Origin of the sequence: Burkholderia sp. 572 (assembly GCF_040545135.1) — a bacterium.
GTDB classification, from domain to species: Bacteria; Pseudomonadota; Gammaproteobacteria; order Burkholderiales; family Burkholderiaceae; genus Burkholderia; species Burkholderia cepacia.
In genome coordinates, this window is the sequence record NZ_JBEPLH010000022.1 from 73,363 (window position 1) to 100,145 (window position 26,783).

38 protein-coding genes are annotated in these 26,783 nt (G+C 64.8%); 22 read left to right on the forward strand and 16 right to left on the reverse strand.

Going from position 1 to position 26,783, the window contains the following annotated elements; all coding sequences use genetic code 11:
- Window positions 1-77 precede the first annotated feature (77 nt).
- The 16 genes from ABIC51_RS32075 to ABIC51_RS32150 all read right to left on the reverse strand — a co-directional run bounded on the left by ABIC51_RS32075 (window position 78) and on the right by ABIC51_RS32150 (window position 8,437).
- Window positions 78-539 (reverse strand): hypothetical protein, encoded by a 462-nt coding sequence (locus tag ABIC51_RS32075; protein WP_354006780.1) that lies wholly within the window; start codon window positions 537-539, stop codon window positions 78-80.
- The gene (locus tag ABIC51_RS32080; RefSeq protein WP_354006781.1) at window positions 529-1,032 is read right to left on the reverse strand and encodes an SAM-dependent methyltransferase; all 504 of its coding nucleotides are present in this window, start codon (window positions 1,030-1,032) and stop codon (window positions 529-531) included. The genes ABIC51_RS32075 and ABIC51_RS32080 overlap by 11 nt, the downstream gene beginning before the upstream one ends.
- Window positions 1,033-1,099: 67 nt before the next feature.
- Window positions 1,100-2,023, reverse strand: a complete 924-nt coding sequence (locus ABIC51_RS32085) for a DNA cytosine methyltransferase (RefSeq protein WP_354006782.1) — start codon at window positions 2,021-2,023, stop codon at window positions 1,100-1,102.
- Window positions 2,024-2,208: 185 nt separating this feature from the next.
- Entirely contained in the window at window positions 2,209-2,847 is a 639-nt protein-coding gene (locus ABIC51_RS32090; RefSeq protein ID WP_354006783.1) for a hypothetical protein, read from the reverse strand.
- A 24-nt stretch (window positions 2,848-2,871) separates the two neighbouring features.
- The gene (locus ABIC51_RS32095) at window positions 2,872-3,063 is read right to left on the reverse strand and encodes a hypothetical protein (protein WP_354006784.1); all 192 of its coding nucleotides are present in this window, start codon (window positions 3,061-3,063) and stop codon (window positions 2,872-2,874) included.
- Between the two features lies 1 nt (window position 3,064).
- A complete protein-coding gene (locus ABIC51_RS32100; RefSeq protein ID WP_354006785.1) occupies window positions 3,065-4,114 on the reverse strand; it encodes a hypothetical protein in 1,050 nt (349 codons plus the stop codon).
- Between the two features lie 3 nt (window positions 4,115-4,117).
- Entirely contained in the window at window positions 4,118-4,924 is an 807-nt protein-coding gene (locus tag ABIC51_RS32105; protein ID WP_354006786.1) for a PD-(D/E)XK nuclease-like domain-containing protein, read from the reverse strand.
- Window positions 4,924-5,085: a hypothetical protein gene (locus ABIC51_RS32110; protein ID WP_354006787.1), complete on the reverse strand. Its 162-nt coding sequence runs from the start codon at window positions 5,083-5,085 to the stop codon at window positions 4,924-4,926. The genes ABIC51_RS32105 and ABIC51_RS32110 overlap by 1 nt, the downstream gene beginning before the upstream one ends.
- A 115-nt stretch (window positions 5,086-5,200) precedes the next feature.
- On the reverse strand, window positions 5,201-5,587 hold the full coding sequence (locus ABIC51_RS32115; RefSeq protein ID WP_354006788.1) for a hypothetical protein: 387 nt from the start codon (window positions 5,585-5,587) through the stop codon (window positions 5,201-5,203).
- On the reverse strand, window positions 5,587-5,904 hold the full coding sequence (locus ABIC51_RS32120) for a hypothetical protein (protein ID WP_354006789.1): 318 nt from the start codon (window positions 5,902-5,904) through the stop codon (window positions 5,587-5,589). The genes ABIC51_RS32115 and ABIC51_RS32120 overlap by 1 nt, the downstream gene beginning before the upstream one ends.
- Window positions 5,901-6,185, reverse strand: a complete 285-nt coding sequence (locus ABIC51_RS32125) for a hypothetical protein (RefSeq protein ID WP_354006790.1) — start codon at window positions 6,183-6,185, stop codon at window positions 5,901-5,903. The genes ABIC51_RS32120 and ABIC51_RS32125 overlap by 4 nt, the downstream gene beginning before the upstream one ends.
- A 30-nt stretch (window positions 6,186-6,215) precedes the next feature.
- Complete coding sequence (locus ABIC51_RS32130) at window positions 6,216-6,479, reverse strand: hypothetical protein (protein ID WP_354006791.1); 264 nt, start codon at window positions 6,477-6,479, stop codon at window positions 6,216-6,218.
- 146 nt (window positions 6,480-6,625) lie between these two features.
- Window positions 6,626-6,922 (reverse strand): hypothetical protein, encoded by a 297-nt coding sequence (locus ABIC51_RS32135; protein ID WP_354006792.1) that lies wholly within the window; start codon window positions 6,920-6,922, stop codon window positions 6,626-6,628.
- A 1-nt stretch (window position 6,923) separates the two neighbouring features.
- Window positions 6,924-7,139, reverse strand: a complete 216-nt coding sequence (locus tag ABIC51_RS32140; protein WP_354006793.1) for a hypothetical protein — start codon at window positions 7,137-7,139, stop codon at window positions 6,924-6,926.
- Between the two features lie 135 nt (window positions 7,140-7,274).
- Window positions 7,275-7,715, reverse strand: a complete 441-nt coding sequence (locus tag ABIC51_RS32145) for a surface-adhesin E family protein (protein ID WP_354006794.1) — start codon at window positions 7,713-7,715, stop codon at window positions 7,275-7,277.
- A complete protein-coding gene (locus ABIC51_RS32150; protein ID WP_354006795.1) occupies window positions 7,712-8,437 on the reverse strand; it encodes a helix-turn-helix domain-containing protein in 726 nt (241 codons plus the stop codon). The genes ABIC51_RS32145 and ABIC51_RS32150 overlap by 4 nt, the downstream gene beginning before the upstream one ends.
- Before the next feature lie 126 nt (window positions 8,438-8,563).
- Here ABIC51_RS32150 and ABIC51_RS32155 point away from each other — a divergent pair, with 126 nt between their 5' ends.
- The 22 genes from ABIC51_RS32155 to ABIC51_RS32260 all read left to right on the forward strand — a co-directional run bounded on the left by ABIC51_RS32155 (window position 8,564) and on the right by ABIC51_RS32260 (window position 26,783).
- Complete coding sequence (locus tag ABIC51_RS32155) at window positions 8,564-8,767, forward strand: helix-turn-helix domain-containing protein (protein WP_354006796.1); 204 nt, start codon at window positions 8,564-8,566, stop codon at window positions 8,765-8,767.
- Window positions 8,764-9,069, forward strand: a complete 306-nt coding sequence (locus ABIC51_RS32160) for a CII family transcriptional regulator (protein WP_200038319.1) — start codon at window positions 8,764-8,766, stop codon at window positions 9,067-9,069. Before ABIC51_RS32155 ends, ABIC51_RS32160 begins: the two co-directional genes overlap by 4 nt.
- 5 nt (window positions 9,070-9,074) lie before the next feature.
- A complete protein-coding gene (locus tag ABIC51_RS32165) occupies window positions 9,075-10,175 on the forward strand; it encodes a DUF1376 domain-containing protein (protein WP_354006797.1) in 1,101 nt (366 codons plus the stop codon).
- Entirely contained in the window at window positions 10,156-10,773 is a 618-nt protein-coding gene (locus ABIC51_RS32170; RefSeq protein WP_354006798.1) for a hypothetical protein, read from the forward strand. Before ABIC51_RS32165 ends, ABIC51_RS32170 begins: the two co-directional genes overlap by 20 nt.
- Window positions 10,774-10,825: 52 nt before the next feature.
- Window positions 10,826-11,302, forward strand: coding sequence for a hypothetical protein (locus ABIC51_RS32175; protein WP_354006799.1), 477 nt, complete (start codon window positions 10,826-10,828; stop codon window positions 11,300-11,302).
- Window positions 11,299-11,547: a hypothetical protein gene (locus ABIC51_RS32180; protein WP_354006800.1), complete on the forward strand. Its 249-nt coding sequence runs from the start codon at window positions 11,299-11,301 to the stop codon at window positions 11,545-11,547. Before ABIC51_RS32175 ends, ABIC51_RS32180 begins: the two co-directional genes overlap by 4 nt.
- Window positions 11,544-12,059, forward strand: a complete 516-nt coding sequence (locus tag ABIC51_RS32185) for a hypothetical protein (RefSeq protein WP_354006801.1) — start codon at window positions 11,544-11,546, stop codon at window positions 12,057-12,059. Before ABIC51_RS32180 ends, ABIC51_RS32185 begins: the two co-directional genes overlap by 4 nt.
- 3 nt (window positions 12,060-12,062) lie before the next feature.
- Window positions 12,063-12,326: a hypothetical protein gene (locus ABIC51_RS32190; RefSeq protein WP_089460716.1), complete on the forward strand. Its 264-nt coding sequence runs from the start codon at window positions 12,063-12,065 to the stop codon at window positions 12,324-12,326.
- Window positions 12,327-12,386: 60 nt separating this feature from the next.
- Window positions 12,387-12,884 carry a hypothetical protein gene (locus tag ABIC51_RS32195; protein ID WP_354006802.1) on the forward strand — a complete coding sequence of 166 codons (498 nt, stop codon included), beginning with the start codon at window positions 12,387-12,389 and terminating at the stop codon, window positions 12,882-12,884.
- 12 nt (window positions 12,885-12,896) lie between these two features.
- A complete protein-coding gene (locus ABIC51_RS32200) occupies window positions 12,897-13,160 on the forward strand; it encodes a hypothetical protein (RefSeq protein ID WP_354006803.1) in 264 nt (87 codons plus the stop codon).
- 278 nt (window positions 13,161-13,438) lie between these two features.
- Window positions 13,439-15,058 (forward strand): portal protein, encoded by a 1,620-nt coding sequence (locus ABIC51_RS32205; protein WP_354006804.1) that lies wholly within the window; start codon window positions 13,439-13,441, stop codon window positions 15,056-15,058.
- Window positions 15,055-15,306, forward strand: a complete 252-nt coding sequence (locus ABIC51_RS32210; protein WP_354006805.1) for a Bbp19 family protein — start codon at window positions 15,055-15,057, stop codon at window positions 15,304-15,306. Before ABIC51_RS32205 ends, ABIC51_RS32210 begins: the two co-directional genes overlap by 4 nt.
- A gap of 1 nt (window position 15,307) precedes the next feature.
- Complete coding sequence (locus tag ABIC51_RS32215; protein WP_226254628.1) at window positions 15,308-15,733, forward strand: hypothetical protein; 426 nt, start codon at window positions 15,308-15,310, stop codon at window positions 15,731-15,733.
- Window positions 15,734-15,743: 10 nt separating this feature from the next.
- The gene (locus ABIC51_RS32220) at window positions 15,744-16,655 is read left to right on the forward strand and encodes a hypothetical protein (protein WP_354006806.1); all 912 of its coding nucleotides are present in this window, start codon (window positions 15,744-15,746) and stop codon (window positions 16,653-16,655) included.
- Window positions 16,656-16,899: 244 nt separating this feature from the next.
- Window positions 16,900-17,787, forward strand: a complete 888-nt coding sequence (locus ABIC51_RS32225; RefSeq protein ID WP_185920847.1) for a phage capsid protein — start codon at window positions 16,900-16,902, stop codon at window positions 17,785-17,787.
- Window positions 17,788-17,853: 66 nt separating this feature from the next.
- The gene (locus tag ABIC51_RS32230; RefSeq protein WP_354006807.1) at window positions 17,854-18,312 is read left to right on the forward strand and encodes a hypothetical protein; all 459 of its coding nucleotides are present in this window, start codon (window positions 17,854-17,856) and stop codon (window positions 18,310-18,312) included.
- Between the two features lie 76 nt (window positions 18,313-18,388).
- Window positions 18,389-18,991: a phage connector family protein gene (locus tag ABIC51_RS32235; RefSeq protein WP_354006808.1), complete on the forward strand. Its 603-nt coding sequence runs from the start codon at window positions 18,389-18,391 to the stop codon at window positions 18,989-18,991.
- 3 nt (window positions 18,992-18,994) lie between these two features.
- Window positions 18,995-21,394 (forward strand): phage tail protein, encoded by a 2,400-nt coding sequence (locus ABIC51_RS32240; protein ID WP_354006809.1) that lies wholly within the window; start codon window positions 18,995-18,997, stop codon window positions 21,392-21,394.
- 2 nt (window positions 21,395-21,396) lie between these two features.
- Window positions 21,397-21,849 (forward strand): GNAT family N-acetyltransferase, encoded by a 453-nt coding sequence (locus ABIC51_RS32245; RefSeq protein ID WP_354006810.1) that lies wholly within the window; start codon window positions 21,397-21,399, stop codon window positions 21,847-21,849.
- Window positions 21,850-21,862: 13 nt separating this feature from the next.
- Window positions 21,863-22,342: a hypothetical protein gene (locus tag ABIC51_RS32250; RefSeq protein ID WP_354006811.1), complete on the forward strand. Its 480-nt coding sequence runs from the start codon at window positions 21,863-21,865 to the stop codon at window positions 22,340-22,342.
- Between the two features lie 12 nt (window positions 22,343-22,354).
- Window positions 22,355-24,454, forward strand: a complete 2,100-nt coding sequence (locus ABIC51_RS32255; RefSeq protein ID WP_354006812.1) for a hypothetical protein — start codon at window positions 22,355-22,357, stop codon at window positions 24,452-24,454.
- A 1-nt stretch (window position 24,455) separates the two neighbouring features.
- A complete protein-coding gene (locus ABIC51_RS32260) occupies window positions 24,456-26,783 on the forward strand; it encodes a lytic transglycosylase domain-containing protein (RefSeq protein WP_354006813.1) in 2,328 nt (775 codons plus the stop codon).

Below are 26,783 nucleotides of genomic sequence, written 5' to 3' on the forward strand. Positions count from 1 at the left end.
GCAATCGGCTTAGCCGCCACCTCAGTGCGAGGGGCGCGGGTGGTACGTTCGAGAATTGCCGCCAGTTCAGCGCCCTTCTATTTTTCGATGTCACGCCCGCGATAACCGGGCGCACTGTCTCCGCTCACCGCGCCGTTGCGCCGAGCATCGTTATAGCCCGTATCGTAGGCATCACGGACGTTATCCTTGATCCAGCGAAGTTGCAGCGGGCTGATTGAGAAAGCCGCCCGCTCATCCGCCCCATTGCCCGTGCCTTCGAGCGGGGCGGAGGGTGCGCCGCAAAGCGATTCAAGTTCTGCGGCTATCTTCGGCAAACCCGAAGCGCGGTACTTTTCGGCAACGCCACGAAGAATGTCCTTGATGAACGTCCTCGGCGGCACAGTTGCGGCCTTCCACGCGGCTATCCACACTTTCCAGTTGTGGTCACGTTCAAGCGGCGATTCACCATTGAAATAGAACTCGGAGCGCTCGAACGCTTCTTGCATATCGGCCGGCGCTGCTTCGTGCTGCTCGACAGGGGACTTCGAATCATTCGACATGGCTTTCTCCCTTCATGAAGCAGATCCAGTGCGTAGCGCTGCGCTTGCCGGACTGATGGCCGAACAGGGGCTTCTCAGCGGTCAGGGCGAGGATTTCGCGGACGGGAATCTGCGTTTCGTTCCATTTGAAGATCAGGACGCCGGCCGGCTCCAGCACCCGGAAGCATTCGGCGAAGCCCGCGCGCAGATCGTCGCGCCATGTGGCCGCGTCGAGCGCGCCGTACTTCGCACGAAGCCACGATCGCGGGCCGGCACGTTCCAGATGCGGCGGGTCGAACACGACGAGCTTGAACGAGCCATCGGCATGTGGAAGCGCACGAAAGTCCATGATCCGGTCGGGCGCAACGGTGAGCGTGCGCGTGCCGTCCTCACGGTGTGAGCGGTCGGTGACGGTCACAGTCTCGGAGCGGATGTCGCCAAACTCGGCCCGGCCGTCTTCGCGGTCGAACCACATCATTCGGCTGCCGCAGCAAGGATCAAGCACTGACTTCATTGGCGCTCCCGGTCGTCCGTCAGCGCATCAGCGCTCTTATCGGTGGTCTTCATGGTGGTGGTCCGTTTCATCGTGAGAGAAGGGTGAATGCTGTTGCAGCCACTCGCGGTACCTGGCCGTTTCCAAGGGCTTTAATGCGGTGTGCCCGATGGGCCATCCCATCAACCACTCGACCCATTCCGGGTTCAGCTGGCCACCGTCCGAAGCCATAACCGCGTGGTCGATCCGATCGTTCGATCGATCCTTCCCGCTCTTGCGCTTCAGCGCCGCCGGCGATGATCCTTTGCTCGCGCTCGCGCACGGCGTAGGCCACATCCGCGACGACACCGCCTTGATCAGCGTGCCGCCCTCGCGCCCCTTGCGCGGCGTAATCCGGCCGCCCTTGTCCGCAAGGCTTGCTGTCGGCGTGGGCCAGAGCTTCGCGGCGCTTGACAGGCCCCACCCCGAACTCGCGCTCGCGCCTGGCATGTTGTGATTCCCGTGCACGGTTGGCGTCGGCCACATAACCTCGGATCCAGATGCGCTCCCGTAGATGAGGGGCATCTGTATCGGCCGCAGAAAACACTCCCCATTCCGCATCGAACCCCATCGCGGCCAAGTCTCCAAGAACTCGTCCGAGTCCCCGAGAAGTGAGCATTGGGCTGTTTTCCACTTCGACTCCGAGGGGCTGTACTTCGCGAATGATCCGAGCCATTTCGGTCCAGAGTCCGCTTCGTTCGCCGTCAAGGCCATCACCGGTTCCGGCTGCGCTGACGTCCTGGCAGGGAAACCCGCCAGCCACGATGTCAACAATTCCTCGCCAAGGCCGTCCGTCAAAGGTTCGAACGTCATCCCAAATCGGGAACGGAGGAAAGGTGCCGTCGTTTTGCCGAGCGACAAGGACGGCTTGGGCGTAGGGATCAAATTCAACGGCGCATACGCATCGGTTTCTCCGCAGTTGACCTGCAAGGATTCCTCCACCAGCGCCCGCGAAAAGATGAAGCTCATTCACTCGTCGTCCTCTGTTAAGTGGTCAGCCTCAATGGCTGGGCGCTCGGCTAGCATGTGGCAGCTGGTTAGCATGAAAGCGCCGCGCTGCAGATCTGTTGGCGTTGTGACGGCGCCCACCCGTCACCCGAGCACCCAGCGATTGCGCCGGGTTGCCGCGCCGCGCACGCGCGCCGCGCGGCACGTGGTTCACTGCTGCGCCGCCTGCGCGCCGCGCGCCAGGTCAGAACCGGCGAACGGATCGTCGCCGGCCTTCTCGGCGGCGGTCTTCTTCGTGTTCTTGCCGTCCTTCCCGACCAGGTCGGTTTGCTTTTCCTCGGGCGGCAGCAGCGTGATCTCGACCTCGGTCTGCGCCATGTGGTCGATGCGCCCTTGAACGTCAGCGCCGGGCTTCGAGTACGAGCTGAACATCACGAGGACCGTGCCGCCCGGCTGCAGGTCGACCGAAAAATCGGAGAGCTGCACCTCGCCGAGCTTGATCTCGGATGCTTCGGTCGCGCCACAGTGGTATACGAGGCGGTAGCCGGCGAAGTCCTTCTTCAGTTTCAGCGGCATGTGCACGAGCGGCAGGCGGCGCTGCGTCAGGTCGAGATCCTGACGCGGGAGCGACAGCTCGCTTTGGCCGTCGTCGTTCACCTTCGCCTTGCCGGTGTCCTTCTCGTAGAACGCTTTGCGCAAACCCGGCTCCAGCACGTCGAGCACCGTGTTGTCGGTCTGGAGTTCGTACTTCACGGAGCACGCGTGTTCGCGCTTTTCGCCCTTGAACTCGGGCACGTTGGTGACGCTGCGGACCTTCACGAGCGCGCGGTCGATTTCGAACATCTTCATCTGGGTATCTCCGGTGGTGGCGGGTTACTGCTTCTGCGGCGAGACGCGGCCGGCGTAGTGGCGCACGCGCTTCTCGACGTACTCTGGCACCGCAAACACGTTGCCGCCGTCGAACGCGGCGAACAGCGGGCGGAACAGCTCGCGGTCGATCGGGCAGATCGTTGGGTCGTGCCGGATCGCAGCGACGAGTCGGTGCAGGTCGTTGGACGTGTTCATGTCAGGCGCCGAGCAGCACTTCGCGGCGCCGGTTGTACGCTTCGGTCAGACGCTCGCGCACTTCGTCGGGGTAGTCGCGCACTTCGTCGACGCAGATGTCGAGCACGTCGACATCGGTGCACGACTCGATCCGGCGCATCATTTCCGCCTCGTCGACGATCGGGCCGTCAGCCGGCTGCGGTGCTTCGTCGGCCGGCTTCTTCGGCTTGCGCGCCGCGCCGCGCGCTGCAATGTCCTTCAGCGTCGTCGTCTCGCCGGCGGCCGCCGTGGGTTCGCCCATCTCAAACCACTCTTCCGGGCCGCTCATACCGTCGCGCAGGCTCGCGTAGATGCGCTTGAGGCTGACGACCTGCGCCGGCGTGATCGCGTCCAGGCGGCGCTGGATTCGTTTCTCGATGTGTTCCTTCGTCACGCCGAACTGGTCGAATGCGGCGATGATTTTCTGCACCGCCTCCGGCGACGTGTCGGCCTTCGCCTTCAGCGTCACTTCGGCCTGCTGCATGGCCGCGTCGACGACGTCGCCGGGGATCAGCGCGAGGATGCAGGCACGCACGCGGCGCTGCGCCTGGTTGGCGATCAGCTCGTAGATGTCCCGCTCGTCCTTCAGCTGGTAGCCGCCGGTCTTCGTATCGCGCCAGTGGCGCACGATGAACTGCAGGCGCTTCGTCGTGCGGCTTTCCAGATCGACGCAGAATGCTTCGACTTCCGAGAACGGCACACCCTTCGCGTCGACGCCGCGCGAGCGCTCGCGGAAACCCTGCTCGATGTTTCCCCACTGCTGCGCCATCGCTTCGGCTGCGCGGATGCTCGGGCCGCTGATGTCGCTGCCGCCGCGCGAGAACTGGTACTGCGACTGCTCGGCCAGCGTCGGGCGCGTGAACGCGTTCAGGATCTTGTCGGTATTCGCGATGACATCGCGCGGGAACTGCTGCGCCATCAGGTACTTGACCTGTGTTTCCGCGAGTTCGCGGCTCTGGTCCTGCCGAGCGCCGGCAGTATCGGCGACGGCCGTGCTGCGATTGCCAAACGGGGATGCAACGAGTTCGTTCATGGTTCAGTCCTGAAAGGCCCATGCGGGCAAGGTGATGAGGGAGATTGCAGGGGGGTAGCCAGGCCACTGGCCGGATGCTTCGCAACGCGCGTATGTGGCGAGATTTCGCGCATAGTCGGCGCGGCCCTGCACGCGCGACATCTCATCGAGCATCATCGCGTGCGCGGCGTGCGGGTAGTCGGATTCGACCGCGACGAACACGAACGCGAGCACATCGACGTCGGCGGCGATCGAGAATCCATCCGAATACAGGGCATCCTGGACGTGATAACGCTTGCGCGCGGCCTGCCGCCGGAACTCGTCCGGCGCAGCGCTGCTGAACGTCTTCACGTCGAGCAGGATCACGGCCGATTCGCTGACGTCACTGGCGAAGTCCGGCCGGCAGCGACACGCCACGCCCGTCGCAGGATCCGTCCAGAACGCCGACACCTCGGCACGGCCGCGCGACAGCGCCTCGCGAATCTCCGGCAGCGCGCGGACGGCGTCCGACTGACGCCATGCTGTGTCGTACTGGTCCTGCTGGATTGCGATGCGGTCCGGGTTCGCCTCGACGAACTCTTTCCATCCCTTCGTGTTGCGGTTCAGCGCCGGGCCGAGCACATAGCGCTTCGAGAACTCGTCGGGTTCGAGGATCGCGCAGTGCGCGAGCGCCCCTTCGAGCTGACCGCCGCGTGTTACGGGTGCCGGCCGCTGCGGATCGCGATGCAACGCCCAGAAGTGCGCGGGCGACACGTTGATCGTATCGAGCTGCGACTTGCTGACGGCCGCGTGCCGGTGGTACTCGTCGATGTCGAGGTGTTCGATAAGCATCACGTCCCCCAAGCCGCGCGCACCGCGAGCGTGGAATCCGGGATCGACGCGATGCCGATCGCGCACAGGAACGCGATCACGATCGCGACGATGATCCCGGCGACCGGGCTGCGTTCGAACAGGCGGTCGAGCGCGTAGCAGAGGTAGGCGATCGGGTTCATCGAGCGAGCCCCGCGAGAAGTTCATAGGCCGGCGCGACACCCGACGCGATCAGATACAGCGCGCCGAGCACCGCGAGCGGGAACCAGTCGGGTAGGCGGGTGAGAGGGGCGCGCATCACCAGCCCTCCTTGCGGAGTTCAGCGCGGCCGATTGCGCCGATCGAGCGTTTCACTGCGCCGAGCGCCTTCTTTGCCAACTTCCGTTCGAGCACAAAGCCATATGCCTTCAGGCAGCAATCGCAGTTCTCGAAGAGATATTCGCGAATCTCCGCATCTGTCATGAAGACGGCATAGCCTTGGTCGTCCTTGTCGGGCGTGAACGCATCCTTCAGGTGTGTGACATCGTTGGGATCGCCGTACACCATGCCGTCTTCGCCAATGCCGTAGGTTCCACGAACGCCCTTGCAGTAATGAAGGACGCTTGCGATTTCGCTCGTGAGGCGCTTGATTTCCGCGTTGAGACGCGCGTAGTCGGCGCATGCCTTGAGGGCCTTCGCGCTCATCAATTCACCCCCGCAATCGTCACGTGCCGCACCGGCTCAGGCGCAGCCTTGCGGCTGGCCTTGATCAGCGCGGCGTCGAGGGCGAGGCGGACGCCGGACGTGAGACGGCTGTTACCAGCGTCGGCGTCGGCGGCGATCAGTTCGAGGGCCATTGCCATGTCGAACGAAGCTGCGAACAGCAGGGCGTTTCCCGGCGTGTCGATGTGCACTTCATTCAGCGAGGCCAGAGTCATCGGCGAATGCACCGAGCCGATGTGGAGGTGTCGACCGGTGCCGCTGACGTGGTACGGCCCCGGCGTGTGCTTGATCTCGTTCATGCTTCACCTCGCGCGCGAAGCATGGCGTCGGCAATCGCGTAGCAACGCCGTGCATCGTTGATTTCATGTCCAGGCTGAAACCACTGCGGCGCGGGGAGAGGGTCGGGATTACGAGAAAGCAACGCCTGCATCGCCTTCGCCGCGAAGTAGTCGCGCACGGTCAGGCCGCCGTGCAACATCGCTTCCGGCTCGTATTCCGCGCTGCCGTCCATTTCGACGCGCACGCAGCGGAGCTCGACTACCTGCCCGAACGCCGGGCCGCCGTCGTTGATCTTGTCCATGTGGTCCCTCGGTGTGGTGCGCGGCCGCAGTTATGCGCGCGACGTGGCGAGCCACGCAGCGAGGCGCGTCATGGCGTTGTTGCGCTTGTACGATTCCTTGTCTTGCTCGGGAATCGTGCCCGGCAGCGCATCGAAGAACGCATGAAGCTGCTGCAGTTCAGCCTGCGCTTCTTCGGCGCGCTTCTCGTGGTACTTAATCGTCTTGGTATCGATCTCGACCTTCTTCTCCAGCTCTGCGATGCGAGCTTGGGCGTTCTTCAGGAGCGTCGTAACTGCGGGCTTGCGTTGGGCCATGATGGTCTCCAGGTGGCTACGGTGGTTTGCGGCTCAGCCGCGGTGGTGGTCGTCGTCGTTCACGCGTGCGATCGCGCACACGATCGCGACAGCGGCGAAGATCAGCAGCGCAGCGGCGCCGATCAGGAGGCGGGTGGTGGTCATGCTCAATACCCCTTGCGCCGCGCGATGCCTTCGGCGGCCGCGTTGAACGCGTCTTCGAAGAGGATTTCGAGCAGGTAGACGAAGTGGGCGTGGTCCGACTTGTCGAGGAAGGCGTTCATCACCTTCGCGCGGAAACTGGCCGGCAGCTCCGCCATCGCGTCGATCACGTCGTCAATCTCGACCTCGGCCGATGCGCGCTCGAACGCCGCTTGCTCGGCGTCGATCGCGTCGTCGTACTCGCGCTTCGTGCGGTCCGACCAGAAGTCGGCCGCGCGTTCGGTGGTGGTGGTCCGCAACATTTCAGGCCCCCACGCGCACGAACGAGCCAGCGACGAATGCCTCACCGGTCGCGTTGAACAGCTCCCGGCACATCGCGTTCTGCAGGCGCGCGCCGCTGTCGTCGAACGCGACGGCCAGACGTGCGCCGTTCGCGAGGATTCGCTGCTTCAGCTCGAACGCGAAGACATCGGCAGCCGACGGCAGCGCGCGCGGGGTGATCGGGTGGGGGTGGAGCATGGTTTCCTCTGGTTCAGACCGTCTATGGCTAGAACGATAGACCCTAATCGGTCTGAGTGTCAAGCCATAAACGGTCTGAATTTCGCGAGGACGAAAAAAAACCGCCCGGAGGCGGTTGGTGCTGTTGCTTGAGCTTTACATCGAGGCCTTGCGTTTGCTTGGGCAGCCTGCGTTGAACATTGATTCGCTGGCGCTTCCCGGAACCACTTCAAACATATCCTCTGGGGCCGGGGCTTTTATCGGCTGAAACATCCCGGCTGTTGCACCTTTTCCGGATTCGCCGGTGTAATAAATCACCATTCCGACGGCAAAGGTCCCCTGCTTGCAATCAAATATTTCAAGTTCTTTTGCGCTTCGATATGGCTGTCGAATGAATGCGCCTTCAGCTGCCTTTTCCTCGGCAAAGGACTTCAGGAACCATGCTTTTGTTCTGCCATCGGGTAGGTGTCGAATAGATGACGGATCAAACGCGAGCGAATAGGTGCCGTTATCAGCGATAGTGCGCCAGTCCGTTGCCTGCGCAACAGAACATAGAAACAGCCCGCACACGGCGAAAGCGAGATATTTTTTGTTCATTCCGGTATCCATTTTCCAATGACAACACCAACGATCCGCGAGCCCTTCGGCATCGCGAATACCCCGTTCGGCCAGTTCGGATTCAGTGCCTTCAACAGCATTGTGCCGTCGTCGTCCATCAGCAGCTGCTTGAACGTGGCTCGATCATCGTGATCGACCCGTACAACGACCATGCTCCGATTGATTGGATCGCGCCCTGGGTCCACGGCAATGAAGTCTCCGGGCGCGTATGACTTCGGGCCGGTCGGATCGTAGTTGCTCTCGCCGACCACTCGTAGCACGAAGGCGTTCGGCCCGTGATTGAACGGGCACGGAATCCAGTCCTCCGCATCGCCCGGCTGAAAGTTATCGACTACCTCTGTCCAGTTCCCCGCCTGCACCCACGAAATCAACGGCAATTTCCCTCTGATGGTCGGGCCGCTAACGACGTTCTCGTCGAAAGGCCCTTTGTCTGACGCTGCAGCGATTGCCATGCGCTGCTCGCGCGTCAGGCCATGCTCGTCCGTCTCCCCGTAAAGATAGCTGACGGCCACGCCGAACGCGTCCGCTATCCGCTTGATGTTGTCGGCGGTCGCGTTCACTTCGCCGCGCCGGATACGACCAATGGTCGTCTGGCCGATTCCCGTGCGGGCGGCCAGCTTCTGTTGTGTGCCGAGGGCCGGCGAGCGATCCATCAGCGCTGCGAGCCGCTTCCCGACGATGTCTTTCGGTAGTTCTTTCATGTAGCCAATTATGGATTGCATCATCGTCCCTCTGTGGCTTGTTGGAATAGCCATAAACGGTCTATACTTCGGCAAAACACCCCCTCGGAGCCGAAAATGGTCCCCAGTGAAAAGCCGTCCGTATTCGTGAAACGCCGCCTCGCCGAGACGCGCGGGCGCTGGCCCGACGTCGCGAAAGGTTCCGGCGTTTCGATTTCCACCATCCGCAAGATCGGCCAAGGCCAGATCAAAGACCCCGCCGTCAGCAAGATCGAAGCGCTTGCGGACTACTTCGCGCGGCTCGATCAGTTCGAATCGGGCTCGCTCCAACCCGCCCAGGTGGCCGCATGAGCACCGTCGAAACAGTTTCGTCTGACGAGATCGAAAACACCCGCAAGCTCGGTGCACGGATCGAAGGCGAGGTATTGCGCGCGATTGCACGGGCCACGCAGGCGCATGCAGCGGAATGCCTGGGCGTGTCGGCAAGCACGGTGAGCCGGATGCTGGAGGATCTGCCGCGGTGGGCCGTGCTGTTCGCTGCGGTCGGCCTGCAGCCGGCGCCGGTCGACGCGATCGTGGTCGAGCAGAAGGAGTTGCAGTCGCTCGAGCTGATGGCGCTCAAGTACCTGCAGTCGAAGCACCAGCAGTGGTGAGCGCGATGGCCGAACTCCCGAATCCTCTCACCCCTGCCGACTGCGACCTGCGGAACTTCCGCGAGATGCCGATCGACGTTCCGCGGCTGCTCGGTTCCGACCTCGTGCATGACGAATCGCCGGAAGCATGCTGGTCGGCGATGCTGCTCTGGTGCGTCTCGTGGCACGAGGTGCCGGCCGGCAGCATGCCCGACAACGACGAGTGGCTCGCGAAGCGCGCGGGATATTGGCACAAGGGCAAACTCGATCCGACGTGGCATACCGTGCGCGATGGTGCGCTGCACGGCTGGATCAAATGCAGCGATGGCCGGCTATATCACCCCGTGCTGGCCGAGAAGGTCAATGCTGCGTGGTTCTCGAAGCACCGGCACGCGCACGACAAACTCGGCGAGCGCATGCGGAAACGGAACAAGGCGCGGCTGGAAAAAGGCCAATCTCCGCTGGAAGTACCCGATCTCGAAACGTGGATCGATATGGGTCGTCCGCTGGAACGCGAACTGTTTCCGGAGGAATTCCCATCTGTTTCCACCGGAAAGTCGCAAGCGCCATCCGGAAACGCACCTGATGTTCCGCCGGAAGACCCTCATGCTTCCGCTGGAATTCCGCCGGAAAACACTCTGAACAGAACAGAACAGAGCGGAGCGGAGCGGAGCGGATCTGTTAACCCCGTAGGTTCTGTCATCGCTTCCGGTAAACCCGCGCGAGACGCGCTCGACGATTTTCGCCCGAAGGACGCGGCCGAGTGGCTTCGGCACTTCCGCGACAGGCACGGCTTCGAGGCTGATCCGACGAACGTCAACGACCGGAAGAAGCTCTGGCCGGTCTTCGCGAGCTGGACGAACGCGGGGCTTACGGCTGCATTCGTCGACGCTGCCGTTGCCGCAGCGATCCGGGATGCGAGCGAGCCCATCGTCTGCCTGCCGCTGTACGTCGACCGGTGCATGGCGAATGCGAACGCCGCGCGCGCCTCGCCCTCCGCACGCACCGAGCGCGACGAGCGCCGCCGCAACGGCTGGGCCGAACTCACGGGCACCAGCACCTCCCCTGACCGAACCGCAGCACAACCCGCAGAGGTGATCGATGGACATGTCAAACGCATCGGCTGAGATCTGGCCGCAGGATGCCGTACCCGAGCATTGGGTCACGGAGCTGTTCAAGCGCATGGGCCGGATGTGGGGCAATGCGTTCCTCGAAAAGTGGCCGCAGGACGACCTGTTCGGCGTGAAGATCGAGTGGGCACGCGGCCTGCGCAAGCTGTCGTCGAAGGAGCTGAAGGCCGGCGTCGAGTCACTCATTACGCTCAAGTTCCCGCCGTCGCTGTCCGAGTTCTACGCGCTCTGCAAGCATTCGCGCGCCGTCGAATTCACGCCACACGCGGCGCTCACAGACCAGTCCCGAGCACGTCCGGAAGTCGTGGCCGCGAACCTGTCGCTCGAACGCGAGATCGTCGCGCCGCTTGCCGCGCCGCGTGCGATCACTGCCGAATGGGCGTATCGGCTGCTGATGCGCGGTGCATCGGCGTCCGGCAAGCCGCTGACGTCGGGCGTCTTGCGCTGCGCGACCGACGCGATTTCGTCGCCCGCTGGCCGACGCGTGATCGATGAATGCCCGAATGCGTCGCTGGCCGACGAGTACCGGAAGATCCGCGACACCATCGTCGAAAACTATCGTGCGCAGGGATTGCGGCTCTGGAGCGTGGCATGACGCACCACACGAACGACGCGCGCGCGTGCGCGCATTTGGGGCAGGAGGGCGCATGCTGATCCTCGCCATCGACCCCGGCACCACGCAGAGCGGATGGTGCGAATACGAGGCCGACACGCACCGTGTGCTCGATAGCGGCGTGTTTCCGAATGCCGAGTTGCTCGCGCGATTGGAGCGGCCTTCGCGGGCGGATGCGTTGAGCATCGAAATGATCGCGAGCTACGGCATGGCTGTCGGCCGCGAAGTGTTCGAGACATGCGTATGGATCGGCCGGTTTCAGCAGGCATGGCGCGATCCTGATGCCGTGCGGCTCGTGTATCGCCGGGATGTGAAGCTGCACTTGTGCGGCACGACGCAGGCGAAAGACCCGAACGTGCGTCAGGCCATCATCGACCTGTTCCCGCGCGTCGGCGGTGGCAAGACGCCGCAGATCGGCACGAAGTCGCAGCCGGGTCCGCTTTACGGCGTTTCCTCGCATGCGTGGCCGGCGCTTGGCGTCGCTCTTACGTCTGTCGCGAGGTTCGCATGAACCTCGTCCAACTCGCCGGCATGCTCCCGCGCGACCCGCTGTTCCGCGAATGGGTCGGTGGCTTCGTCAACGGCGAGCCGGTCACGGTCGACCAGGCCGCGCAGTTCGTGCGCATCGTCTGCAAGGTCGAGTCGCGACGCGAACTCGCGACCGACGCGCACGCGATCGATCGCTTTCACCACTTCCTGCGCCGGCCGTTCATCGACTGGCGCGACAACCAGCAGCACCAAAGGAGAGCAGCATGAGCGACATCAACGCAGCACCGAGCACCACCGAGCCCTCGAACGAGGCGGCGAAAACGGACATGCAGGGGGCTGGCACGGCCGCGGTGGGGGAGTCGAGCACTGCCGCTGCGCAACCTTCGGCGCTTGTACCGGGCGCCCCGGGTGCTCTCTCGGCTCAACCGGTGTCGGACATGCAGGCATCGGTGGGATCTGGCGACGCCGTGCAGGGTGACGACCCAAACGCCGCTGCGTCGCCTGCGGCCGGCCAATCCGCAAGCGACACTGCATCGTCTGCGCAGGATGCATCGCTCGGCGGCGACACCGCGGCGGATGCCTTGCGCGCTGAGATCGCGTCGCTTCAGCAGCAGCTGACCGACACGCACGCCGAGGTCGCGAAGTGGCAGGGGCTGTACAACGCGGCCACGGCGGCCAAGCCGCACGCGCAGTCGCTGCTGCAGAAGCTCGAAGCCGGCGAGGCGATTGTCATGGGCGACCTGCAGTCGCGCCTGCGCGCCTTCGTGGACGCGCTGTAACGCATGACCCGAGTCGAGCCCGCCCGCGCCGTCGATTGGTTCCGCGTCCTTGAGGACGTGCGGCGGGCCGACTTCACCCTCGCCGAGATTGCGCAGTACACGCAGATCCCGCGCACGACGCTGCTCGGCTATCGCAACCTCGGCGCCGAGCCGAAGCACTACGCGGGCGTCACGCTGCTGAAGCTTTGGGCGCAAGTCACGGGCAACGCACCCGATGACGCGCCCACCGTTCAGCGCATGCCGTCCGTCTCCGAATCCCTGCGATAGACGGGAATCCGACACCCTCGCAGTCCGATACTCGCCTGCACCATCCACGGAGGTGCAGGAATGTCCAAACGAACCTACGCAACGCAGCTGCCCGGCGCGGCCGCGATCACGCCGACCGAAGACGGGCCCGCGCCGATCGTCGGCGCCGATACCGATGCGGTGCTGACCATCGCCGGCCGCGAAGTGCCGCTCGCCGAGATCGTGATCGGCGCATTCGAAACGAGCGGCATGTCGGCCGAGGAATGGGCCGCGGTCGATCCGCAGGTGCGCGACGACCTGGTCGGCAAGAAGCGCAAGGAACTGGAGCAATCGCTCGCGGGTGCCGGCGAACTGCCGTCGCAGGAGACGGCGCGTAAGGCTGCTCTCGCCGCCGTCGCGGCGCGCCGCGAGCAGCGCCAAGCGGTTGCGGCCGGAATGTCGACGGGAGCCGGATCGGCCGAGCGCAAGCTCCCACACCGCGACGAGATCGACCCGATGGACATCGCCGGCCCCGTGCTCACGCAGCAGGGCTGGATCGTGCCGTCGGCGCCGCGCGAGATCCCGCGCAACTTCAAGTAACGGGAGCCGACCATGTGCGATGTTCTCGGCGCGATCGGCAGCTTCTTCGGCGGCGGCAAAAGTGCCAGTGTGGCGCCCGCGGCGACTACGACCACCACCGCAGCGAGCGCGGCGAGTACGGCAGATGCACAGGCAGCGCAGGCAGCGAGTGAGCAAGCCGCAGCTGACAAGCGCCGCCGCGCTGCACAAAGCCTGCTTGCGACTGGCGCCGGCAGTTCGACGGGAGCCTCGTCGTCCTCCGTGCTTGCGAGCGCGAAGAACACGCTCGGCCAGTAGGAGGCGCGCGAATGTGTGACATCGGCCAAATTCTGCAGGGCTTTGTCGGTAACTCCGGCGGCAAGGTGTATGCGGACACGGGGAAGCCAGTCAATCCGCCGCAGCAGTCGGCCGCAGCGAGCGCTGCGCCGGATGCAGCTGCGGGCGCGCAAGGTGCCGTCGACAAGCGTCGGCGTGGCGTCGCGAGCTCTCTCGCGAGCGGCGCTGCTGGCAGTGGCGGTACCGGCGTTCCGTCCTCTGTTCTTTCGTCCGCGAAATCTTCACTCGGGCAATAAGCCATGATCGACAGCCTCGGCGAAACTCTCGCGAAGCGTCTCGAAACCCTGAAGTCGAAGCGCCAGGTCCACGAGCTGGTCTGGCGCAACTGCTTCATGCTCACCGATCCGGTGCGTGCATCCGGGCTCGACGGCCAGATGATGGACGCGAACCAGATCGCGCAGGTCGTGTCGCTGATCTTCGACTCGACGGCGACCGATGCGAAACGCACGCTGGAGGCGTCGATCATGTCCGGCATGACGCCCGCTAACTCGCTCTGGTTCACGATGACGGTGAACGGGACCGACGACGAGGGCGAGCGGTGGCTCGACGAGGCAAGCGAGGTGCTTTGGCAAAACATCCACAGCGCGAACTTTGACAGCGAGGCAGCTGACGGCATCGCCGACTGCATGGCCGGCTGGTTCGCGTTGTACGTCGATGAGAACCGCGACACCGGCGGCCTGTACTTCGAGCACTGGCCGATGGCAGGCGTGTACTGCGCAGCATCGAAGCAGGGCGGCCCGGTCGACATCGTGTTCCGCTGCTACCAGATGACCGCCGAGCAGTGCGTGACCGATTTCAAGCAGCGCGGCGACTCGCTGCCGCCCGAGATCATCGACAAGGCGAAGAATAAGCCCGATGAGCTGATCGACCTGTGCCAGGCGATCTACCCGCGCGACGTGTACATCGTCGGTGCGCTGCGCGCGAAGAACATGCCGATCGCGTCGGTGACGTTCGCGTGCAACCACAAGCATGTCATCCGCGAGTCGGGCTACCACGAAATGCCCGTGATCGTCGCGCGCTGGAAGAAGATCCCGAATAGCGTCTACGGCGTCGGCCCGCTGCTCGACGCGCTGCCCGACATCCGCACGCTCAACGACATCGTCAAGCTCGAATACGCGAACCTCGACCTTGCTGTGTCGGGCATGTGGATCGCCGAGGACGACGGGGTGCTGAACCCGCGCACCGTGAAGGTCGGCCCGCGCAAGGTGATCGTCGCGAACAGCGTCGACAGCATGAAGCCGCTGCAGCCGTCGTCGAACTTCCAGCTCGCCGAGACGCGCATCGAGAAGCTGCAGGCGCAGATCCGCAAGACACTGATGGCCGACCAGCTCCAGCCGCAGGACGGCCCGGCTATGACGGCGACCGAAGTGCACGTGCGAGTCGACCTGATCCGACAGCTACTCGGGCCGATCTACGGCCGCCTGCAGGCCGAGTACCTGCAGCCGCTGATCGCGCGGTGCTTCGGTCTCGCATACCGCGCGGGCGTGTTTCCGCCGCCGCCTGATTCGCTCGGCGGGCAGAACTTCGCGGTGCAGTACCAATCGCCGCTCGCGCGCGCGCAGAAGCTCGAAGAGGTTTCCGCGATTGAGCGCCTGATGGGCGACCTGACCGTGATTGCGCAGGTCGACCAGAGCGCCATCGACAACGTCGACACCGACGAAGCCGTGCGGCAGACCGCGAAGAACCTCGGCGTGCCGGACGCGATCATGCGGCCGGTCAAGGACGTCGCCACGTTCCGCCAGAAGAAGCAGCAGGCCGCCGCTCAGCAGGCGCAGCAGCAGATGGGCATGGAGGTACAGGGCGACGTCATGAAGTCGATGGGTAGCGCGGCCGCCGGCCGCATGGTGGCGAACCAATGAAAGCGCAGATCGAAGGGGCATCCGTCGAGCAGCGCGCGACGCCGGACGACTATCGCGTCGTGTTTGAGAGCCCGGCCGGCGCGCTCGTGCTCGACGATCTCGTGCGGCGCTTCACGGGCGCCGTGTTCGTCTCGGGCGGCCAGGAAGGCGAGCGCGAGACCACATTCCGCCTCGGCCGTCGCGAGACCGTCGAGCACATTTTGCGAATGATCAACCGCGCCAACGGCGCAGAACCCGAAGGAGAGTGATATGTCCGGCACCTCGCAACTTACCGGCAGCGGCTGGATTGCCTACGGCGCGCCGCGCACCGATGACAAACCGTACGGCGTGCCGTACTACAGCGGCAAGCCGCAAGATCAGGTCGGCGAGAACGGCGACGTGACGATCGATCCCGTGACGCTCGTCGTCTACAAGAAGACGGCGGGTGCATGGGCCGCGCTTGCGCCGAGCGGTGCCGTGACCGTGCAGAACTCGGCCGGCACGGTCACGCGAAACCTGACCGCAACGAACGGCGTGGTGACGCTGGCCGCTACCGATGCCATCGTCGCGAACGGCGTCACGATGACGCTGCAGAAGTCGGACGGCACGACGTCGGCCGGCAACGCAACCCTCAACAGCCCGGCCACGGCGATCGTGTCGGCCGGCGCGCTCACCGCCGTGAAGGCCGCGGCATAACGGAGGTCTCATGTTCTTCAGGAAATTCGTGCTGATGGACGCTGCCGGCGGCGACGGTGGTAGCGCAGGCGGTGGTGCTGCTGCGGCCGGCGGCGAAGGTGGGGGCGGCGCATCAGCTTCCGGCGGCGGTTCAGCGCTTGCGGCCGGGGCCGGCGCTGGCGGCGAAGGAGCGGGCGCAGGAGCGGGCGCTGCTGGCGGTGCTTCCGCGGCCGGCGCAGGTGGTTTCGACTGGCTGCCGGAGAAATACCGCGTGAACGGCGCCGACGGCGCGCTCGATCTCACTGCGTCCGCGCAGAAGCTGGCCGGCGGCTACGGCGAGCTGTCGAAACGCATGGTCGACGGTGGCGCGCCGCCGGCAGCGGCCACCGAGTACCAGGTGACGATTCCGGAACAGTTCAAGGATGCGGTTGGCGACCTGAATAACGACAAGCTGTTCACCGAGTTCCGCTCCGACATGCACGCGCTCGGGCTGTCGCAGAAGCAGTTCGACGGCGTCATGGCGAAATACTTCTCGGTCGTCCCGGGTCTCGTGGCCGGCGGCCAGCAGTACAGCAGCGAATCGGCAACGGCGGACCTGCGCAAGACGTGGGGCGACGATGCGACGTTCCAGAAGAACGTGGGTCTCGCGTTCCGCGCGAGCACGGCAGTGGCGAAGGCCGCCAGCATGTCGTTCGACGATCTCGAAAAGGCCGGCCTCGCGAACAACCCGACGTTTATCCGGATCATGGCCGCGCTCGGCCCCGAGTTCGCCGAGGACACGTCGAGCAACGGCAGCGGCGGCGGCTTCATGTCCGAGGACGACGTGAAGAAGCTGATGATCTCCGAGGCGAACACGAACCCGAAACACCCCGACCACAAGGCGACGCGGGCGCGGATCGACGCGTACTACAACCGCAAATACGGCGACACGCCGATCGTCTGACGACAAACAGCAGCAGCCGGTTTGCCCCGCTTCGGCGGGGCTTTTTTATGCGCGCTCGATTTGGTCGGGATTCCGACAGGCACGTCGGCCGAAGATGCAACGCATTCGGCCCGCGGTGGCGCGCGGAACACCCGACGAGCCCGGTAGCACACGTTCGCCGACGTGAGCCCGTAACAGGCCCGCATATCGCGGAACACCCTGAAGGCGGCAAGACGACATCGAACCTTTTGGGAGTTCTCTCACCATGAGCACGAACAACGAAACGATCACCCAAGCCTTCGTGCAGCAGTTCGCCGACGGCTACATCATGGCCGCGCAGCAGAAGGAATCGCGCCTGCAGGCGACCGTCAGCAACTACGGCGACGTCACGGGCTCGAGCTTCACCGCGAACAACATGGGCGCGACCGAGGCAAACGACGTCACGTCGCGCCTGTCGGACACCGTCTGGAACGACAACCCGAACGACACGCGCGTCGCGCTGATGCAGGACAAGGACTGGTCGACCCCGATCGACAAGTACGATCTGCCGAAGCTGAAGGCGAACCCGCAGGGCACGTACATGCAAAACGGCCTCGCCGCTCTCAACCGCAAGAAGGACGCCGTGATCTACCAGTCGCTGATCGGCACGTCGATCACGCGCGCTGGTGAAGCGCTGCCGTACGGCTCGATCGCGCTGCCGTCCTCGCAAAAGATCCTCGACGGCGGCGTCGGCATGACGAAGGCGAAGCTGATCACGGCGAAGAAGCTGTTCCGCAAGAACGAGGCCGACGAGCAGAACGGCGAAGACCTGTACATGCTGTACGACGCCGAAATGCTGGAGGACATCCTGAGCGACACGACGCTCACGTCGGCCGACTTCATGGCCGTGCAGATGCTGCAGGACGGCAAGCTGTCGGGTCACTGGCTCGGCTTCACGTGGGTGCCGTACGAAGCACTCGCGACGAGCGGCACGGTGAAGACCACGTGCGCGTATGCGAAGTCGTCGACGCAGTTCGGTGTCGGTCTGAACCGCGACATCGACATCGGCCCGCGCCGCGACAAGCGCAACGCGATCCAGATCTACATCGGCGAATCGTACGGCGCCGTGCGCACCGACGAGAAGAAGGTCGTCACGATCGACTACCAGTTCTGAGCGTGATGTGATGGGCGGCGCAGCGCGCCGCTCCCCATCGATCTCGAAACGAAACAGGAGCACATCATGGCAGAAACCAACTCGGTACAGATGGCAAAGGTGCTGGGCGCGCCGAACGCGAAGCTGCAGCCGAACGAAACCGGCGGCCGATCGAGGATCATGTTCGGCCAGGTCACGTCCATTGCGGGCGCGATCGGCGACACGATTTATTTCGGTCGCATTCCGGGCGGCTCGCGCATCACGGCGGTGACGATCAACAACGCAGCGGGCACGGCGTCGTCCACGCTCTCGATCGGCGTGCGCAAGGCGAGCGACAAGTCGGGCGCGGTTCCGGCTGGGCTGTCGGCGGCGACCGCGATCAACGCTGCGCAGGGCGTGTCGGCGTTGACGGGCTCGCTCGTGAACGCCGGTCAGACGTACGTGACGCCGTACGAAGTCGACGTCTACGGCACGATCGCGGGCGCTGCGACGCCGGCCTCGCCGGGTCAGCTGATCTCGGTCACGGCTCACTACGTGAACGACTGATCCGCGCCATTCCCGGCGCGGTGGAGGAAGTATGCCGGGGGCGCTCGCTCCCGGCTTTTTTGTTTGAGGACCGACCATGACCAGCAGCATTTCGATCTGCTCGAACGCACTGCTTCAGCTCGGCGACAAGCCGATCGCCTCGTTCAACGAACCGACGGACCGCGCGAGGGTATGCTCGAACCTGTACCCTGACATGCGCGATGCGGTCCTTCGTGCGCATCCGTGGAACTCATGCACGAAGCGAGTCGTGCTCGCGCCGCTCGCCGAGGCACCGGCATTCGACTACCCATATCAGTTCCAGCTTCCGGCCGACTGGCTGAAAACGTTGCAGGTCGGAAGTGCACGATGCCCGCTGAACTTCACGGCGGAGGGACAGCGCATCCTCGCGTTCGTGAACGCGTTGCCGTTCGTCTACATTTTCAGGAACGAGGTCGAATCGACGTGGGAATCGACGCTCGTCGACGTGATGACGGCCGCGATGAAGATGCGACTTGCATATCCGATCACGCAGTCGGCAGCAATGGCTCAGACGACGCAGACCGAGTTCACCACGTTGCTGAAGCAGGCCAAGGCGATCAACGGGCAGGACGACGACACCGAGACGATCGGCGATTTCCCGCTGCTGGAGTCGCGCTTGTCCAGCTACACGACTGCGCCTGGTCGCGCGCCGGGGCGGTAAGCCATGGCGAAAGTCACCACGATCCAGTCGAATTTCAACGCGGGCGAGCTGTCTCCGCCGCTCGAAGGGCACATCGACCTCGATCGGTACGCGAACGGCGTGAAGACCATGCTGAACGCCATCCCGCAGATCGAGGGCGGCGCACGGCGCCGGGCAGGTTTCCAGCAGATGGCGGCGACGAAGACGACGGGCACGACGCGGCTCGTGCCGTTCGTGTTCAGCAAATCGCAGGCGTATTTCGTCGAGCTGGGCGCATCCTACGCGCGCTTCTATTCGGTCGACGGCCAGATCCAGCAGGCCGGGACGCCCATCGAGATCGCGACGCCGTGGACCGCCGACAAGCTTTTCGAGCTGGAATATGCGCAGGGCAGCGACACGATGTTCGTCGCGCACCCGTCGATGCCGATGAAGCGGCTTGTGCGCATCCTGCAAACCGCATGGGCGATTAGCGATGCGCCGTTCGATCCCGGTCCGATCGACGAGATCGGCGTGCGGCCGTTCGCAGCGATCGTGCTGTCGTCGACGGCGCTAGGCACGGCCAGCGCATCGGCTTCAGCTGACGCATTCCTCCCAAGCGACGTCGGCCGCAACATCGTCGCCGGTGCTGGCGTCGCCCAGATTACTGCGGTCGCCAGTTCGACGAGTGCAACCGTTTCGATTACGAGTGCGTTTACATCGGCATCGTTCGGTGCCAATGGTTGGAAGATCGACGGCTCGCCTCTGGTTGCGATCACGCCGAGCAACGCGAAGCCTGTCGACGGTGCCGTGACGCTCGTTGCCGATGGCCCGGCAATTGCGGTTCAGAAAGTCTCGCTATCGGGCACGACGATGACGCTGGAGACCGTGAATCCGCACGGTCTGGTGGTCGGCCAAAATTTCGTCCTGTCTGGATTCGAGTCAGCGGGCCTCGATGGTTTGTACCCGGTGGCGACTGTTCCGGACGCGACGCACATCACGTTCAATTTCACTGGAACGCTGCTCGAAGGAAGTGTGCTCGGCGCGCTCTATGCGTACGGAGTCGGTCAGGCATGGCGATCGAGCGACGTCGGATCATATGTGGCTATCAATGGCGGCCTGATCGAGATCACGCAGGTTGTCGACGCATCGAAAGCATACGGCCGCATCGTGAAAGTGCTGTCGGCCACTATCACGGCCTCGCCGAGCGGCTGGTCGCTGAAGACGTTCATGTGGAACCCGATCGACGGCTATCCTTGCGCGGTGAGTCTGTACCAGCAGCGGCTGTACGCGGCTGGCTCCGGCGGGTTCCCGGAACGGATCTGGGCGAGCGGCACGGGCCTCTACTACGACTACACGCCAGGCACGAACGACAGCGACGGCTTTTCGTACGACGTCGCGTCCGACCAAGTGAACCAGATCATGCACCTGGCGTCGTCACGCATCCTCACGGTGCTGACGCAGGGCGAGGAATTCACGGTTGACGGCGGCTCGGCCGGCGCCATCACGCCGACGAACATCAACGTGCGCAGCCAGTCGATCTACGGATGCGCGCGGCCGCGCCCGGTGCGCGTCGGCAATGAGCTGATCTTCCCGCAGCGCGCCGCGAAGAAGCTCCGGTCGATGGCATACGACTTCAACACCGATTCGTTCCGCTCGCAGAATCTCACGCGCCTCGCCGCGCACATCACTGAGTCGGGCGTCGTCGATCTGGCGTTTCAGGCCGAGCCGACGCCGGTCGTGTGGATGCTGCGCGCCGACGGCGTGCTCGTGTCGATGACCTATGACCGCGATGAGAACGTGTGCGGGTTCGCGCGTCACACGACGGACGGCCTGTTTAAGTCGGTGTGCTGCATTCCGGGCGACGAGGGCGATGTACTGTTCGCGGTCGTGCAGCGCACCGTGAACGGCAACACGGTGCAGTACGTCGAACGACTCGACGCCAGCGTGCAGACCGATGCAGCGATCGTCGGCACGAGCGACGCGGGCGGCACGGTATGGGTGAATCTCGGCTCGCTGGAAGGCAAGACGTGCGACGTGAAGGCCGACGACGTCTATATGGGCGAGTTCACGGTAACGGGCGGCCAGGTGACTCTGCCGCGGCCGGCGAAGAAATTCGAGATCGGCCTGCACTACGACAGCTCGATCGTCGCGCTGACGCCGAACCTGTCCGGCGGCCTCGGCACGTCGCAGGGCAACCAGCAGCGCACGGGCCGCGTGATCCTGCGCGTGCTCAACACGATCCGATGCCTGGTCAACGGCCAGATCATCCCGTTCCGCGAGTTCGGCGAGAACGTGCTCAACAAGCCGCCTGAGCCGTTCACCGGCGACAAGGACATCACGGAATTCGGGTGGGATTCATCGTCCGAAATCACCATCACGCAGGACCAGCCGTACGACTGGTACGTGCTCGCGCTCCTGCGCCAGTTCACCGTCAACACGGGCTGACCATGATCCGCAACGCTACTCCTGACGATGTGCCCGCGCTCGTCGAACTCGGCGAGCTGATGGCCGCCGAGTCGCCGCGCTACCGGCGTTACCGCTTCTCCGCGCCGAAGCTCGTTGCGCTGTTCGAGCGGCTGATTGCGAGCGAGGACGGCTTCCTGATGATGGCCGAGCGCGACGGCAGACCGATCGCCGTCATGGCTGCGATGGTCATGGAGCACTGGATGTCCGAGGACAGGATCGCGTGCGACTTCGGCCTGTTCATCGATCCGGCGCACCGCGGCGGGATGCTTGCCGCGCGCTTCGTGCGCACCTATCGCGAGTGGGCGTGCGAGCACGGCGCGATCGACACGTTCCTCGGCATTTCCACTGGCGTGCACGTCGAGCAGACGGCCCGCTTCTACAAAACGCTCGGTCTCATCGAGGCCGTCATAACTTTCGAGGTGCCGCATGTGTGACCCGATTTCGATCATGGGTGCTGTGACCACTGGGGCGAAGTATCTGCCCGCCGTCGCGTCCGTACTGACGTCCGCGAGCGGCGCGGCGCAGCAGGGCACGGCTGCCGAGCAGGCCGCGCAGTTCAGTGCGCAGCAGCAGCTGATGCAGGCAGACCAGACGCAGGCCGCCGGCTACCAGCAGGCGAAGCGCATCCGCGAGCAGGGGCAGACGACGGCCGGGCAGGCGACGGCCGCGCTCGCCGCGTCGGGCGTGAACGTCGGCACCGGCACCTCGAACGACGTGCGCGAGCGCATCGGCCAGAACACCGAGACCGACGCGCTGAACACGATCCTGAGCGCCGACACGAAGGCGCAGGCGATGCGCGGGCAGGCGCAGATGACGTTGGCGGCCGGCCAACAGCAGCAGCGCGCGGGCAACATGGGTGCGCTCGGCTCGGTGCTGTCCGGCGCGTCGAAGTTCATCACCGGCTGGAAGTCGCTCGCCAGCTCGTAATCCGGAGGAAACATGGCACGAATCCCACTCGGCGATCCGGCAAGCGCAGTTGCGCAGCCCGCGCCGGCGGTCCAGGCTGACCCGAACGCGTTCGGCGCGGCTACCGGCCGCGCACTGCAGGGCATCGGCGATGCCGGCACGCAGATCGCGGCCGGCCTGTTCCAGCAGAAACAGAAGCTCGACGATGACCTCGCGCGCACGAACGCCGCGGTTGCATACCAGTCGCACGCGACGAATGTGCAGTCAGCGATGAAGACGGCCGGCGAGCAGCTGGCGAGCGGTGCGATCGATCAGCCGACTTACCAGCAGCAGGTCGCCGACGCGCAGAAGCAGTCGTTCGAGTCGACGATCGGCGCGCTGCCGGGCGGCCACTACAAGAACATCGCGACAACGCAGTCGGCCGGTCTCGATCGCACGGTCGCGCTCGGCATGCAGGAGGCGCTGACGAAGAACACGCAGCAGCTCATCGCGACGAACGCGGCGACGCTGCTCGACACCGCCGGCAAGAGCATAGCGACGAATCCGGCCAGCATCGACGGGACTGTCGCGAGCACGAAGCAGGCGTATCTGAGCGCGGCGGCCGCAGCCGGTATTCCGCAGCCGCGTGCGATGCAAGTAGCGCAGGACTGGCAGGACACACAGTACGTGGCGCATGCGCAGTCGGCGGCGATCGCAGCGCGCGGCACGGGCGACCTCGCCGCGCTCACGCAGTTGGAGAAGGATCTGACGTCGCCGGACGGCTACTACGCGGGCAAGCTCGACGCGGGCAAGCGCAATCAGGTGCTCGCGTCTGTCGTGTCGAACCGGTTGTCGCTGGAAAACCAGATGAACAGCGAGCAGCAGGCGCGCGAGCGTAACGCGGTTACGGCAGTGAATCAGGGAACCGACCTGATGTCGCAGGGCAAGCGATTTACTCCGGAGTACACACAGCAGCTGATTGCGGACACGCGCGGTACGTCGCTCGAATCTCAGGCGCAGCAGCTGATCGCGCGCGCGGCAGCCGGCGCCGGTTTCTCGACGCTTTCGGTGCCGCAGATGCGCGCAGCAGTGCAGGCCAACGAGGCAAAGCAAAATCAGGCGGGTACTGATCCGATCGAAGCTGCTGCCATCAAGCAGCAGAAGCAGATCCTGACGGCATCTGACGAAGCTTACAAGCGCGACCCATGGAATGCGGCGCTGGAGCGCGGTGCGATTGCCGGCGTGCCCGCGATCGACACGTCTGGCATCACGCAGCTCGCGTCGTCGCTCGCGGCGCGCGCACAGCTCGCGCCAGTCGTCGAGGACAAGGCTGGCCGCCGCGTGTCGCTGTTGACGCCTGACGAAGCGCGCAGCGTGCTCCAGACTGTCGACGCGCTGCCGGCGAACACGAAGGCGCAGGCGCTCGCGATGCTCGGTCGCTCGATGGGGAACGCCGCGCGCATCAACGACCTGGCTGAGCAGTGGAAGGACAAGAGCCCGGCGGCGGCGCTCGCGATGAAGGCCGGTGCGGCCGATCCGTCGGGCGGCCCGCTGATGATGCAGAGCGGTATGCCCGTTGCGCAGTACATCCTGGACGGACAGGACGCACTGTCGAACAAGCTGGTGAAGGTCGATTCGGCGGCCGCGACCGGCATGCAGGCCACGATCGCGAAGCAGATCGGTGATGGCGTGCTGCCGACACAGCAACTTGCTGACGCACGCAAGACAGCATATTTCGCCGCCGTGGCGAGCGCGCGGAATAACGGCCGCGACGTTCCGAACTCGACCGACATCCTGACCGGAGTCAACGTGGCGACCGGCGGTCTGTCGAAGACCGGCGGCGTCGATCCGCGCGGCGACCGATACATGGCCGCGAAGCCGTGGGGATGGTCCGATGACGATTTCGACGGCGGCGTCAAGGCGGCGTCGGTCTCGAACATCGAGAACCAGCCCGGCGGCCGGCCGGTCGACAGCGTCATCGCGAACGGCACGAAAATCCCCGTCGACCAGTTCATGCAGCAGTTCGCAAGCTACCGGCTGCAGCGCATCGGCATTGGTGGCACGTATGCCGTTATGACTGGAGCGCGTGCAGTCACGGATTCAACCGGCGCGACGCTGCTCATCCATCTCACGAAACCTGTACCGAAACGCTGATATGCCGATCGATCCTCTCTACGAAGACACGACGACCGCCTACCTGTCCGGGCAGGGCAATGTTCAACTGCCGCCCGAACCAAAGCCGCAGCCGTCGACCGGCGTCGGCTCGATAGCACGCGCTGTTGGGCGCGGACTTGGCGAAGCCGGTGCGAATCTTGGCGCGTTCTATGCGAATTCGAGCGCTGCCGTTGGGCAACTCACAAACGACCCTGAATCCCTTACGTTTGACCCTGTTGCACTTCTCGCTTCAGACCAGCAGGAAAATATCAGGCGGGCAAAGGCCGGGCACCTCTTCGAATCACCCGTTGGGGGCACGTTCTACGATCTTGCCGCGACCTTCCGGCCCAACCCGACTACTACAACTCAAACCGATCAGATCGTGCAAGGGGCGGTGAGTGGTATTGGTCAGATAGTCGGAAGTGCGCCTTTCTTCGGGCCCGCTGCACCGTACCTTGGCGCAGCCTCAATCGGTATGGCTCGCGCCGAGCAATTGCAACGAGAAGGCGTTGACGTCGGGACGCGAACCCTCGTTGGTGGGGCAGAGGCAACTGTAGCGGCACTCGGGGCGAGATTGCCCGTGGCAGGTACAACGCTAGGCCGCACAGCGACGCTCGTCGCGGTCGGCGGTCCCGGTATGGCAGTAGCACAGGCAGTCGCCGAAAAATCGATATTGAAAAATGCCGGCTACGACCACCTTGCCGATCAGATTGACCCTCTTGATCCGACGAACCTCGCCGCCTCGCTCGCGCTCTCCAGTGTCTTCGGTGCGGCGCATGTCGGCGGCATGGCGATGAATGCACGCGCGGCGCGCGCCGCCGACCCCGCCACACCACTACCGACGCTCGACGTAGCCGTGCGCAAGCAGCTGCCGTACGACTCGCCAATCCTCGACGCATACGCAGTGCAGGTCGCGCAGCGCGAAAACATCCCAGCTTCGCTGTTGCTGTTCATCAAGAATCGCGGCGAAATGTCGAACAGCAATCAGGTCTCGTCGGCCAACGCGCAGGGTGTGATGCAGTTCATCCCGCGTACATGGAAGGCATTCGGGAATGGCGATCCAAAAGACCCGGTCAACTCGATCGACGCGGCAGGCCGCTATGCGAAGGACCTGATGCAGCGGTATGACGGAAATGTTCGCGCCGCACTGGCCGAGTACGACGGTGGCCTGGATCAAGCTGCGCTAGTTCTCGACAAGAAGGCGCCGTCGAAGTCTGAGACCGCAGCGTATCTGAAGCGCTACGACGACTACGTCGCGAACCATGCGATCGACGATTACCGCTTCAACCCGTCGCCGCAGGAGGTCGACGCCGCGCTGATGGCGCGCGGGCAGCGCATTGTCGACGACGCCTATGTGTTCGGCACACCGGACGACGTGAACGGCATGGCCGCGCATCAGGACGCTTTCGAGCTGGCCGCGCGCCAGATGGACGACGGCGGGTATCCGGACGTCTCGCGCTACTTCGCGCCGGACGACGTCACGCGCGCGAACGCGCTCGAGGGGATGATCGCCGACGCCGAGTCGTACCGTGGCGATCTCGCGGCAACGGCGTCGAATCTGGCCGAGCCGGGCGCCGTCGCGCAGGCGCGCGCCGAACTCGACCAGTTGCGCGCGAACGCGCCGGACACGTCACCCGAGGGCGTCAAGGAACTGACGCGGCAACTGCAGGACCAGGGCTCGAAGTACAAGGCTGCGGCGGCCGAGGCACAGCGCCGCATCGACGCGGCGCAGGCCGACCACGAGGCGCAGGTCGCGCGGCTGGAAGGCATGATCCGGCAGAACGCCGAAGCGCAGCGCGCGAGCGACCAGTTGCCGACGCTCGACTCGCAGATCGAGCAGATGCGCACCGCCCGCGCCGGTATCGACGCGCCGGCTACGCGTCGCACGGCGATCGCAGATTTCGTGTCGAGCATCGCGCGTGCACAGCGCGAGGCTGACCGCACGCCGGCCGTGCGCGCCGCCGAGGCAGCGCAGCGCGGCGCCGACGTGACGGCGGCCGCTGCCGAGCAGACGCCGTCGATTTCGCCAAGTAACGCTGCGGCCGCCGCCCGCGCGCCGTCGAGCGCCGACGTGCTGGCCGCTGCGGTGCGCGACCTGACTGGCACGGGCGAGCCTGCCGCGCGCCCGACGACGGCAGTCGAATCGAACCTGCGCGATGCGGCGACTGCGACGCCTGATGCGCAGGTCGAATTCGATGCAACGGCCGGCGAGTTCCGCGGCTCTCTGCGCGACGCACTCGATACGATCGACGCCGAGCACGCCGCGACGATGGCCGATGCCAAGCTGTTCGAGGTGGCGGCGAACTGTTTCATTCGGACGATGGAGTAA